The sequence below is a fragment of the Sphingobacterium faecium genome, assembly GCF_003054045.1.
Classification (GTDB): domain Bacteria; phylum Bacteroidota; class Bacteroidia; order Sphingobacteriales; family Sphingobacteriaceae; genus Sphingobacterium; species Sphingobacterium faecium.
Genome location: NZ_QBKH01000004.1, coordinates 299,591 through 313,137, shown reverse-complemented (window position 1 = coordinate 313,137; position 13,547 = coordinate 299,591). Strand labels below are relative to the sequence as shown.

General features: G+C 38.4%; 8 protein-coding genes. 4 read left to right on the top strand and 4 right to left on the bottom strand.

Annotated elements, in window-relative coordinates; genetic code table 11:
- Nucleotides 1-117: 117 nt before the first annotated feature.
- Complete coding sequence (locus C8N37_RS13025) at nucleotides 118-1,140, bottom strand: LacI family DNA-binding transcriptional regulator (protein ID WP_108159292.1); 1,023 nt, start codon at nucleotides 1,138-1,140, stop codon at nucleotides 118-120.
- Nucleotides 1,141-1,387: 247 nt separating this feature from the next.
- On the opposite strand from C8N37_RS13025, the gene C8N37_RS13020 reads away from it, so the two are divergent.
- The 4 genes from C8N37_RS13020 (at nucleotide 1,388) to C8N37_RS13005 (ending at nucleotide 8,762) form a co-directional block, all read left to right on the top strand.
- Nucleotides 1,388-4,582 carry a SusC/RagA family TonB-linked outer membrane protein gene (locus C8N37_RS13020; RefSeq protein WP_108159291.1) on the top strand — a complete coding sequence of 1,065 codons (3,195 nt, stop codon included), beginning with the start codon at nucleotides 1,388-1,390 and terminating at the stop codon, nucleotides 4,580-4,582.
- A 4-nt stretch (nucleotides 4,583-4,586) separates the two neighbouring features.
- Nucleotides 4,587-6,365, top strand: a complete 1,779-nt coding sequence (locus tag C8N37_RS13015) for a RagB/SusD family nutrient uptake outer membrane protein (protein WP_108159290.1) — start codon at nucleotides 4,587-4,589, stop codon at nucleotides 6,363-6,365.
- A gap of 24 nt (nucleotides 6,366-6,389) precedes the next feature.
- On the top strand, nucleotides 6,390-7,943 hold the full coding sequence (locus tag C8N37_RS13010) for a DUF4957 domain-containing protein (protein WP_108159289.1): 1,554 nt from the start codon (nucleotides 6,390-6,392) through the stop codon (nucleotides 7,941-7,943).
- Between the two features lie 75 nt (nucleotides 7,944-8,018).
- Nucleotides 8,019-8,762, top strand: a complete 744-nt coding sequence (locus C8N37_RS13005; RefSeq protein WP_244914422.1) for a rhamnogalacturonan acetylesterase — start codon at nucleotides 8,019-8,021, stop codon at nucleotides 8,760-8,762.
- Between the two features lie 25 nt (nucleotides 8,763-8,787).
- Here C8N37_RS13005 and C8N37_RS13000 read toward each other — a convergent pair whose 3' ends face one another.
- The 3 genes from C8N37_RS13000 to uxaC all read right to left on the bottom strand — a co-directional run bounded on the left by C8N37_RS13000 (nucleotide 8,788) and on the right by uxaC (nucleotide 13,536).
- Nucleotides 8,788-10,407, bottom strand: a complete 1,620-nt coding sequence (locus tag C8N37_RS13000; protein ID WP_108159287.1) for an NADP-dependent glyceraldehyde-3-phosphate dehydrogenase — start codon at nucleotides 10,405-10,407, stop codon at nucleotides 8,788-8,790.
- Nucleotides 10,408-10,455: 48 nt separating this feature from the next.
- Nucleotides 10,456-11,892, bottom strand: coding sequence for an MFS transporter (locus C8N37_RS12995; RefSeq protein WP_108159286.1), 1,437 nt, complete (start codon nucleotides 11,890-11,892; stop codon nucleotides 10,456-10,458).
- Nucleotides 11,893-12,135: 243 nt separating this feature from the next.
- Entirely contained in the window at nucleotides 12,136-13,536 is a 1,401-nt protein-coding gene (gene uxaC / locus C8N37_RS12990; protein ID WP_108159285.1) for a glucuronate isomerase, read from the bottom strand.
- Nucleotides 13,537-13,547: the final 11 nt, after the last annotated feature.

Here is a 13,547-nt window from a genome sequence, read left to right as displayed (position 1 = left end):
TGTTTATTTAATATGTAGGCCGTAAGTACGAAAGTGCTTGCGGTTTTTTATTAAGTTTTCATGTTATCAGATCAAGGAGACCAAAAATTGGATCGATGTTTTTGATATAAGTCCAATCTAAAGTTTCAAGTCTTTTTCATCGATGAGCTCTGTTTCTAATGTTATGGTTTCATATTCTGTAATGGGCCTTTTCGCTTCTATCATTCGAATAAGAAGGTCCGTCGCTACTTTTCCCATTTCAAATGCAGGCTGCCGGACAACCGTTAGCGAGGGAGAGAAAATACTGACCACATTGGAGTTTGTAAATCCAGCAATTGCTATTTTGCTTATCAATTTTGGATATTTCTTTTTTGAATACATCAAATACCCCGTTGACAATTTATCTCCAGAAATAAATATAGCATCAAATTTTTGTTGAAATAAGGCATCAATTGCTTCATCAATTTCTTGCATATGCATACCCCCATATTCCGAGAACTTTACTAAATTTTCATCATAGGCGATATGGTGTTTTTTTAGAGCTCCTTGGTATCCCGCTAGCCTTTCTTTGGTAATCGATAAAGATTTACTATTAGTCAAGTGTGCTATCCTGCGGTGCCCATTTAAAATTAAATGTTCTGTTGCATCAAAAGCCCCTTTGAAATTGTTTGAAGTCACCTTGAATGTATCAAAATCTTCGGGTATTCTATCAAAGAAAACAATTGGATAACCTTGATTGTGTAAGGTCTTGAGGTATTCAATATTGTTGGTTTCGGAAGATAATGATATCAATAAACCATCAACAGATCGCGATGACAGATATTCTACGTTCATTTTTTCTCTTTCAGCAGACTCATGTGTTTGTGAGATCACCACTTGGTAGTTTTTGTTATGGGCGATAGATTCCACCCCATTGATCACTTGCGAATAAAAATTATTAGCGATCTCACTGACGATGATTCCAATCGAATAGCTTCTTCTCTCCTTTAAACTTCGTGCAATAGGATTGGCGGTATAGTTGATTTTTTTAGCATAATCTAAAACTAATTTTTTCGTTTCAGCACTAATTTCATAACTATCACGCATAGCTCTTGATACCGTGGAGGTGGATAAATTAAGTGCAAGCGCAATATCTTTAATAGTCGACGGTTTGAATCTCATAATTTTTGGGCTAAATATAATGTTATGGTTTTTTTTTGATAATATCAAATTTTACTGCATTCAAAATTGCAAACGATACCGGCAACGATTGCATAGATTTTGATGAAAAATAGTCCTTGAAATGGTATTTAGTTAGTAAACTTGTTACATAAATTAAACCAATTGTAAGAGATTTCTTTAGCCTTTTAAGAGCAATTTCTTCTTGATTACTTTTTGATAAGCAATTTTTAAACTTAATATAAACATTATGAGTAGAGTGTTGTTTTCTACCCTTTTGTGTACAGCCTTTTTTGCAAATGATGCATTTGCACAAAGTAGACAAGTATCCGGTGTAGTTAAAGATGCCCAAGATGCAAGTCCTTTGATTGGCGTTAGCGTTAGTGTAAAAGGGTCAGTGAATGGAGCCATTACAGATAAATCTGGAAAATTCATCCTGTCAGTTCCCACCAAGGATACAGAGCTTGTGTTAACCTATGTAGGATACAAGAGCATTACGGTCGTTGTCCCTACAGGTAGCTCCATCATCAATTTGGATATGGAGAGCCTATCCAATGCATTAGAAGAAGTGTCCGTGAATATTGGATATGGTTCTGTTAAAAGGAAAGACTTGACGGGTGCTATATCGTCAATATCCGCTGATGTAATTCAAAAAGCTCCTGTTGCCTCCGCATTAGAAGCCATTGCTGGAAGGATGGCTGGGATCCAGATATCTTCTACAGAAGGCTCTCCAGATGCGGAGATGAAGGTGCGGATTCGTGGGGGAGGATCCATAACAGGAGACAATGCTCCGCTTTACATTGTCGATGGATTTCCGGTTGCTTCTATTGCTGATATTGCTCCTTCAGATATTGAAACAATCGATGTTTTAAAAGATGCTTCTTCCGCAGCAATCTATGGTTCCAGAGGAGCGAATGGGGTGATCCTCGTCACCACCAAAGGAGCCAAGTCCGGTAAAACAGCCATTAGCTATGCCGCTTACGGTGGTTTTAGAAATATAGCCAATACACTGGATGTACTTACTCCTGCAGATTATGTCAAATGGCAATATGAAAATGCATTACTGAATAACGACCTAGGGGGGTATACCAAGTACTTTGGCAATTACCAAGATATTGATCTATATGATCAAGTCAAAGCAAATGATTGGCAGGATCTGGTATTTGGAAGAACAGGAAATATCTTCAATCAAAATGTGAGTCTAAGTGGTGGCAGTGATAATACCAAATATACACTGAGTCATACTTTTATCAAGGATAAAGCCATCATGGAGATGTCCGGTTATCAGCGCCAAAATTTAAATTTTAAATTAAACCATAAACCGCATAAAAGGGTTACTGTTGATTTGGGCATGCGCTTTTCAGATACCAAGATTGAAGGTGGAGGGACTAATGAACAGAAAGAAATATCTTCAGCAGATTCACGCTTGAAATATGCGATGCTCTATCCTCCTTTTGCCATTCAGGGGCTAACCAATACGGATGAGACTGATGATGAATTTAACCTATATAACCCATTGGAAGCCCTTTCCGATAATGATCAATTACAAAAGAGGAGGACCTATAACCTCAATGGAAGTGTTGCTTGGGAATTGGTTGATAACTTGAGAATAAAATCAGAAATTGGTTATGATGATTTTCGTAATGCCGACGATCGCTTCTATGGAAAAACAACTTATTATGTCGCCAATATTCCCGCTGCGGAAAATCAAGGTTTGCCCGCGATCGCTTTTACTAAATTAAATAAACAATCGCTTCGAAATACCAATACATTGACCTATGATTTTAAAGATATGATGGGTACCCATCATAATTTAAATCTTTTAATAGGACAGGAATATATCAAAAGTATATCGGAGTCACATACGACAACGGTACATGGTTTCCCCAAGACATTCGGTTTTGACGATGCTCGAAAATTATCCGCACAAGGTGATGCAAATGCCATTGAAAACTACCTATTCCCTGATGATAAGCTCCTGTCATTTTTCGGTCGATCAAATTATGATTTTAAGGGTAAATATTTGTTAAGTGCAACATTTAGAGCGGATGGTTCATCCAAATTTTCTAAAAACAACAGATGGGGTTATTTTCCGTCAGCCTCTGGAGCTTGGCGCATTTCTGCAGAGCCCTTTATGGATAATTCCAAGCGTTGGCTAGACGATTTGAAGCTAAGAGCTAGTTACGGTACTGCAGGAAACAATAATATTCCTTCTGGTCAGATGACACAAACATTTGATGTAAAGCCGACCACTTGGGTCAATGGTTTTGAAAGCTATTGGGCTGCATCAAAGATCATGGCTAATTCGGACTTAAAATGGGAAACCACAGTAACGCGCAATCTGGGGCTAGACTACTCCTTATTTGGTGGAGCGGTCACCGGTACAATAGATGCCTATTTAAATCATACGAAAGATTTACTGATCCTCTTTCCAATTCCAGGTACAGGCTATGATGGGCAATATCGCAATATGGGAGAAACCCAAAATAAAGGACTGGAATTTTCTGTGGCATGGAAAGCCATACAGAAAAAGAATATAGATTTAAATCTCTCTGCAAATATCAGTTTCAATAGAAACAAAGTTAATTCTTTAGGTCTGATGGAGAGTTTCTATGCGGAAAGTCAATGGGCATCCAGTGAGATCGGTCCCGAGTATATTGTTCAGCAAGGACTATCGGTGGGTAAGATGTACGGTTACTTAAATGATGGTCGCTACGAAGTTTCAGATTTTTCTGGATACGATGCAACCACAAAGAAATGGATATTAAAAGATGGTGTTGCAGATGCAACGGCGGTGGTAGGAGCACTGAGACCAGGTATGATGAAATTGAAAAATATTGCAGGAGAAGGAAATACTGTTGATGCGACAGATCGAACGATTATAGGAGATGCCAATCCGAGTCATACAGGAGGTTTTTCGATCTATAGTCGAATCTATAACTTTGATATCTCAGCCTTATTCAACTGGAGTTACGGCAATGATATTTACAATGCCAATAAGATCGAATACACCTCAACAAGTAAATATTCGTCGCGTAATATGATCTCGACCATGGCTGAGGGACAGCGTTGGACCAATTTATTGCCAGATGGAACCCTATCAAACGATCCAAATCAATTGGAAGAGATGAACCGCAATACTACAATGTGGTCTCCACATATGAAAAGCTTTGTATTCAGTGATTGGGCAGTTGAAGATGGTTCCTTCTTGCGCTTTAGTACGCTATCAGTAGGATATACATTGCCTAATCAGTGGTTGAAAAAAGTGAGCGTCAAAAATCTACGTCTCTATGTAACGGGATATAATTTATTTACGTGGACCAATTATAGTGGTTTTGATCCAGAAGTGTCTACGCGTAGAAAAACGAATCTTACGCCTGGAGTTGATTATTCAGCTTACCCTAAGAGTCGACTATTTGTTGCTGGTATTAATTTAAATTTTTAAGAAGATGAAAAGAATATATAGTAAAATTTCAATCTTACTTGTGGCTGCTAGTTTATCCGCTTCGTGCAGTAAGGTGTTGGATGCCCCTACCAAATCTTCATTAGATGAATCGATTATTTTTTCTACTCCAAGTTTAGCCTCTGGTGCTATAGCTGGGATTATACAGTCTTTTGGTGAGACAAACTCCTACAGGGGTCGGTATCTGGTGTTCTATGGTGTCAATACAGATACAGAAGTAAACAATGCGTTAAGAACAATTGCTGATGATAAATCGCGACTATCCAATTATAATACCAATGTGAATAATGGGCAGATGAACACGGATAATAACGCTTGGGCAAAATTTTATGAAGGGATAGAGCGTGCAAATATGGCGATTCGTGGTCTACGTACGTATGGAAATGTAGCCAATAATCCTGAATTGGCGCAAATCTTAGGAGAGGTATTGACTTTGAGAGCAGTTCTTTACAACGATTTATTAAAAGGATGGGGAGATGTCCCTGCTCGCTTCGAACCTTTAACAAGTGAAACCACCTATATCGAGAAAAGTGATCGCGATGTGATTTATAAACAGTTGTTACAAGATTTGGAGGAGGCAGCTGAGTTATTGCCTTGGGCAAATGCAACCTCTACGACTTCTTCTGTGGAACGCGTAAATAAAGCTTTTGCAAAAGGGCTTCGTGCTCGTCTAGCTTTGGCAGCTGGCGGATTTTCTCAACGTTCTGATGGAACAATTAGAAGAAGCAATGATCCAGATTTAGCTGTAGCGAAAACCTATGCAATTGCTAAACAAGAGTGTCTAGATATTATCAATAGTGGTACACAACGTTTGCTGGGTTTTGAAGAGGTATTCAAAACCTTATGTCGTGAGTCTGGAGCTGCCGGGCTGGAGTCCATGTGGGAGATTCCATTTAGTGAAGGTAGAGGTCGTGTGATCTTTGATCTGGGAGTCAAGCATACGACAGTGGATAAGTACACCGGACAAAACAAAGGTGGTACTAATGGACCTAATCCAACGATGTATTATGATTATGAGGAGGGTGATTTGCGCAGAGATGTTTCTTGTGTTCCGTATGAATGGACTGGAGGCAAGCAAGTACCGACCAGTCTAAACAAATGGTACTTTGGTAAATATCGCTATGAATGGATGAGTCGCGTGGTTACTTCGACCAATGATGACGGTTTGAACTGGATGTATATGCGTTATGCCGATGTTTTATTAATGGCGGCTGAGGCGATTAATGAATTGGATGGTCCACAAGCAGCAGCTCCTTATTTTAAACAAGTAAGGGCTCGTGCTTTTGCCAATAACACCGCAAAAGTGGATCAATACATGAACCAAATTACACAAAGCAAAACCTTATTTTTTAATGCTATAGTCGACGAACGAGCATTGGAGTTTGTTGGTGAAATGTTACGTAAATCGGATCTCATTCGATGGAATTTATTGAGTGAGAAGCTGAATGCATCCAAAATTAAATTACAGCAGCTGGAAGCGCGAACAGGAAAATATGAAGGCTTATTGTCCAAAATTTACTTTAGAACTGCAGCAGATCAAGAGACGGTAGAAATCTATGGACTGAAGAAAGGTGATACGGATGAAATCGGAAGCACATATGAATCCAGTAAAGCTTGGACATTGAATGCCGCATCTGATGCGGTCAAATATTGGGATGGCTTGTTTTTAAGAGATCCTAATCAACAGCAGTTTTGGCCTATTTGGCAAGTGTTTTTGGACGGAAGTAATGGCAAGCTGAATAATAATGGGTTTAATTTTCAATAATTATTTAAATGAAAACAATAAATTATGATCAAGTTTAACAACTTCATATATCCTTGTATCCTTATTATTTCATTGGGAGTGAGTGGTTGTAAGGATGACCGGTTTGAAGAAATAACGACTTTAGAGGTAGAACGTGTATTTTCTCCAACATCATTAGAAACACGTGTTGTCAACCAAACAGGAGTGAGATTGACTTGGAAAGCGGTATCAAAAGCAACCTCCTATACCGTAGAAGTATATGCTTCCAAAGATGAAAGTTTTTCTGGAGAGCCAGAGCGTGTGGTTTCTGATATCCTTTTTGATCAAGTACCCTATACCATTACAGGACTTTCTGGGGATACCGATTATGCTGTACGGGTGAAGGCAGTAGGAGCAGATATCAAGGATTCAAAGTGGAGTTCAGCTACGTTTAAAACGAGTACAGAACAAATCTTTAAGACGATAGACTTATCCAAAATCGAATCAAATGCTGCCGTTTTGGAATGGACTGCAGGCGAGAAGGCTACAACAATAGTACTTTCACCAGGGAATATCATTCATCAAGTGACAGCTGACGAAATCGCCAAAGGCCAGGCAACAGTAAGTGGTCTAATTGGTGAAACCAATTATGTTGCCACCCTGATGAATGAATCAAAAGTACGTGGGACAGTAAGCTTTACTACGGCAATTGATTTGGGCGGTGCGATTTTAATCACGACAGCCGCTGAATTGGAATCAGCAATTAAGAATGCCGTGGGTGGTGAAACATTTGCCTTAAAATCTGGAGAATATCTGTTAAGTACAGATTTACTCATTAGTAAAGTGATCAGTATCAAAGGAATTGAATCGGTCAATAAGCCCGTTTTGATTAATGCAGGATTTATGCTTAGCGATGGGGCAGCACTTTCCATAAAAGATCTGGTTCTGGATGGTAAAAAAGAAGTGGCTTCTACATTTATTTATAAACAGTTTGACCATGGAACATATGGAGATCTTCATGTACAAGATGTTGTGATTCGAAATTATAAAAATAGCTTACTTAATGTTGCTGAAAAATCACTGATTAATGGGGTACTGTTTGAGAATGGCATTTATCACAATATCGAAGGAGCTGGCGGTGATTTTATTGATATTAGAAAAGGCTTGGTCAAAGGTTTGACATTCGTTAACAATACCGTTTACAACTGTGTTGCTGCAAGAGATTTCTTTCGTATGGATGCGGATGGCTCTACCAATTTTCCAAGTGAAAATGTTATCCTGAAAGTTTCAAACAATACATTTTATAATGTGGTTAATTTAAATACGAAAAGGTTATTCTATGTGCGAGCAACCAAAAATGAAATCACTTTTACAAAAAACATGATCGCTGGTACAGAGGGGATATTGACCAACCAATCTGTTACCAATTTAAAAACAGTAGCTAATAACAATTACCATAATGCGGCGAACTTTACATCGACTGCATCTAGTAACGTGAAGGTTGATAATTCGGGGACTAACCTAAACCCCGAATTTAAGGATGTTTCAAATGGAGACTTTACGATTTCGAATAGCACACTAAAAGAGAATGGTATTGGAGATATGAGGTGGATTAAATAGTTGAGTTTTGGTTGGTTTATAGCCTGTCTAGTATAAATAGGCAGGCTATTTTTAGTCACCATCATAAAATATGATATGAACAAGATATTTTTGTTATTGATTTTAACAGCGCTCGCATCTTCTTTTTCTCTCGACAAAACGAGGGTGTATATCATAGGTGATTCTACCGCTGCGGATAAAAAAGCAAATGTCTTTCCTGAAACGGGATGGGGAACACCTTTTAAACAGTTTTTTAATGCAGATGTGGAAGTCATTAATTTAGCCATTAATGGTAGGAGCACAAAATCATTCCGTAAGCCCAATGATTCATTAGGACATACGAGCTGGCCGCAGGTCCTGAATGATTTGCGAGCAGGAGATTATGTTTTGATCCAATTTGGTCATAATGATCAAAAAGTGGACCGGCCCACAGTGGGTACAAGCTTGCAGGAATATGAACAGAATCTTATTCAATATGTGAAGGAGGTAAGGGCAAAGAAAGCGAATCCCATTTTATTGACATCTATAGTCAGAAGGCAATTTGAGGATGATCAATTAGTCGATACGCATGGTCAATATCCAGATAGAGTAAGGAGTGTTGCGCGTACATTAGGAGTTCCTATGATTGATATGGAAAAAAAGACGCGTAAATTATTGATGGAGTATGGAGAAGAGTCTTCTAAAAACTTGTTTTTACATGTGCCTCACCATCATCCCAATTATCCTAACGGAAACATTGATGATACGCACTTGAATGAGCGCGGAGCGCTTGTAATTGCCCAATTGGTCGTAGAAGGGATCAAAGAGCAATCGCTAACATTAGCGCAAAAGATGAAATAAAAAAGGGGCATAGCCCCTTTTTTATTTAGAAAATGTATTTGGTACTTAAGAAATTGGAACTGTTGGAGCTTACAATTTCATTAAGCATCTTTTTGTTGTCGTCCGTAAATTTGGCTGCTACAAGGGAGCGGATGGAGAATGCACGTAATGCATCCACGACCGATAAAGTACCTTCGGCACTGTCCTTACGACCTGTAAATGGAAAATTATCAGGACCTCTTTGGCATTGACAATTGATATTTACACGACTTACCTGGTTGACCAATGGATCGATTAAGGAAGAGATCACCGCAGCATTATTACTGAAAATACTGACTTGCTGACCATGGGAAGATTCAATTAAATATTCAATCGGTTCTTCTAAGTCATCAAATGGTACAACAGGAATCACTGGACCAAACTGCTCTTCTCTATAAAGCTTCATATTGGCATTTACCGGATACATGATCGCAGGATATACAAATGACTCTGCAACTTGTCCACCATTTGGATTAATGACCTTTGCTCCATGTGCAATTGCATCTTCGATACATTCCGTTAAGTATGCTGGTTTGTTTAATTCAGGTAATGGTGTTAGCGAAACTCCTTTTTCCCAAGGCATACCAAACTTCAATTTCTCCACTTCTGCTGTTAAGCGTTTCAAGAATTCTTGTGCAATACTACGGTGCACATATACTATTTTTATGGCTGTACAGCGTTGACCATTGAAAGAAAGTGATCCCAATACCGTCTCCGATACAGCTAAGTTAAGATCAGCATCTTTTGTGATAATCGCAGCATTCTTGGCATCTAAACCTAAAATGGCGCGAAGGCGATTTACTTTAGGATGCAGTTTTTTTAATTCATCTGCGACTTTGCTAGAACCAATTAATGTTAACACGTTAATTTTTCCAGACTGCATCAAGCTCGGCACTATATTATTCCCTCTACCATAGATCGTATTGACCACGCCTTTTGGAAAACTAGTTCTGAATGCTTCTAACAAAGGGTAGTGTAATAATGTACCATGCTTAGGTGGTTTAAATAATAGGGTATTCCCCATGATCAATGCCGGTATAAGCGTGGTAAAGGTCTCGTTCAAAGGATAGTTAAAGGGCCCCATACAAAGTACTACACCGAGCGGTGAGCGTCTGATCTGAGCAATAATACCTTGTTCGATTTCAAATCGTGAAGACTGTCTGTCAATATCTTTTAAAGCATCTATCGTGGCATAGATATATTCTACGGTACGATCAAATTCCTTAATGGAATCCGTATATGATTTTCCGATTTCCCACATGATCAATTTGACAACAATGTCTTTTTTCTCGATCATTTTTTTTGTGAAATTCTCAACACAGATAATGCGATCAGCCACACTCATTGTAGGCCATTCTCCGCGGCCATTATCAAAAGCATGGACAGCAGCATCTAATGCCGCCATGGATTCTTTCTCGGTACATACCGGGAAACTGCCGATACGCTTTCGTTGAAGACCGTCCTTGGTCTTGACACATATGGGTGAAAAAACTTCATTGATTTGTCCTTCCCAAGGAATCATCTTCCCATCAGAAAGGAACTCGCGTTGATCGACTTGTTGTTCGAGCGTAAATTCGGGAGGGATGTTACTCTCCTCATAGAAAATACTTTCTAATTCTAAGTTCATTTTAGAGTTTAGTTTAATTATGGATTAGGTTGTTGAAATATATTATAATTATAAATCTACGATTTTCATTTTAGGAACCAAAGCTTTCATCACTACCCATGCAATTAAATAAGCAACAGCACAAAATGAAAAAATGATAAAATACCCTGCTGCCTCGCCATTGAATCCCATAAATTTCATTTGAGTTTCTTTGGCATAATCAAATAGAACACCGGATATTTTGTTGATAATAAATGCACCAAGTCCACCTGCTAGACCACCGATGCCCGTCACTGTTGCAATTGCTTTCTTTGGAAACATATCGCCCACGGTCGAGAAGATATTGGCAGACCAAGATTGATGGGCTGCACCAGCAATACCGATAAAAATAACAGGAATCCAATAAGATACGTAGCCTAGGGGTTGAGCAAATAAAACAATTAAAGGAATAAATGCAAAGATCAGCATAGCTCGCATTCTGCCTTCGTAGGGATTCATACCTTTCTTTTCAACAAAAAGAGTGGGTAGATATCCACCGTAAATGGAGAATAAGGTAATCATATATAGGACAAAAATGGCCAACTGTCCTTGAGTATCGGAAGATTTGATATCATATACAGCACTGAGATAAGCGGGCATCCAGAATAGGAAAAACCACCAAACACCATCAGTCATAAATTTTCCAAAGGCAAATGCCCACGTTTGTTTATGCTTAAAACAATCTATGAAAGAGACTTTTGTTTTTTCATTTAACTTTTGCTCTTCTGTATGATGTGCCGAATCTTGAAGGATATAGATCAATTCACTTTCATTAACCTGAGGATGTTCTTCAGGTTTTTTGTACATAAATATCCAAAATCCCATCCAGACAAAGCCTAGAGCACCGATAATAATAAACGACATTTCCCAACCGTAGTATTTCGCAATTGTAGGAATAGTGATTGGAGCTACTAATGCTCCTATGGTGGCACCGGCATTGAAAATACTGGTTGCTAATGCACGGTCTTTTTTTGGAAAATATTCTGCGGTTGCCTTAATGGCTGCAGGAAAATTACCAGCTTCGCCAATGGCCAATACAAAACGAGCAAAAATAAATAAGGTGACACTTGTACTGATCACCAAGCCCACATCATTGATCGTCCCTATCACTTCTTTGGACTCCTCAAAATTTAAGAACCAATTACCTGTCAGTTGCCCCGCTGTTGCGATACCACAAAAAGCATGTAGGATAGCACCGATAGACCAAATACCTATTGCCCACAGAAATCCTTTTTTGGTGTCCATCCAATCGACAAAGCGACCCGCAAAAAGCATGCTCACCGCATAAAAAATAGAGAATAGAGCTGTGATTGTCCCGTAATCACTATTTGTCCAGTGAAACTCTGGACTGATGAAATCTTTCCAAGTTAAAGAGAGGACCTGTCGATCTAAATAATTGATAGTAGTGGCAAAAAATAGGAGGGCACAGACGCTCCAGCGATACTTTGTTGGTTTATTATTGTTCATATTTTTAGGGTACTTTTTTCTTTATATGGTTGATATAAAGAAATGTAAGTTTGTTAGCATTCCTTTCAAAAAGAATATATCAATAGCTATGGACAAGTTAATCCTTGTCCCTTAGGTTGATAAATGATTCGATATTCTAAAGTTAAGGCTTATAATAAAATTGAACAAAAAGAACTGCTTATATTTACGCAAACGTTTTCAGTGATGATCTGAATGTGGAGCGGCTCTTTTTGTCCATCGTATCTAAAATCTGAAGTATGCTTTGGCATTGTTATAGCAGATGTCTTCAATGATTTTGCCTATCCATTCCTGATCATTGGGCAATTCTCCATTTTCTACATCTTCTCCAAATAGATTGCAAAGTATGCGTCTAAAATATTCATGCCTAGGGAATGAAAGAAAGCTTCTTGAATCTGTCAGCATGCCGACCAACCTGCTAAGAAGTCCCATATTGGACAAAGCATTCAATTGTTTGGTCATACCATCTTTTTGATCTAAAAACCACCAGGCAGAACCAAATTGTATTTTTCCTGCAATCGATCCATCATTAAAATTTCCGATCATGGAGGCTATCAATTCATTATCTGCAGGGTTGAGATTATAAATAATCGTTTTGGCAAGTTGATCTGTACGATCTAACTTATTCATAAACTTTGAAAGAGCATTTGCCTGATTGAAATCTCCAATAGAGTCCCATCCTGTGTCTGGTCCGAGTACAGCTAACATACGACTATTGTTGTTACGTAATGCCCCAAGATGGTATTGCTGAACCCAATTTTTTTCATGATCCAGCTCGGCAAAGTAGATGAGCATGGCAGATTTGAATTTTAAATTTTCTTGCAGACTGAGATCCTGTTTATTTCTGATTTTGGCAAATATTTGGATGATCTCTTGTTCCGTATAGTCTTCGGCATAGATCTGGTTGATGCCATGATCTGATATGGAACAGCCATTGGCTGCAAAAAAATCATGACGCGATTGAATTGCCTTACAATAATCTTGGAATGAACTGATATCAATATCTGTACGCTCTTGCAATTGATCTATATATTGATTAAGCTCATCCACACGGTCGCAATTCATCGCCTTATCAGGTCTAAATGCAGGTAGCATCTTAAATGTTTCTTTTTCAGAAGCAAATTGTTGATGATAATTTAAGCTATCGGTCGGATCATCTGTTGTACATACCACTTCCACGTTCATCTTTTTGAGCAGACCACGGACATTAAATTCTGGTGATTGCAGTTGTTCGGAAATACGGTGATAGACAGCTTTTGCATTTTTACCAGACAGTATTTCTTCAATACCAAAATATCTTTTCAATTCGAGATGTGTCCAATGATAAAGTGGATTTCTCAAGGTATAAGGTACAGTCTCTGCCCATTTGATAAATTTTTCCTCATCCGTCGCATCTCCTGTGATATACTTTTCATCTACACCATTGGTACGCATAGCTCTCCATTTATAATGATCGCCATATAACCAGAGCTGCGTGATATTATCAAAAGATTTATTTTCCACGATTTGCTGCGGTATAAGGTGATTATGGTAATCAATAATGGGTTTATGTTTCGCAAAGCGATGATATAGATCTTGCGCTGTTTTTGTTGTTAATAAAAAGTTTTCGTCTAAAAAAGATTTCATATCAAATGGAA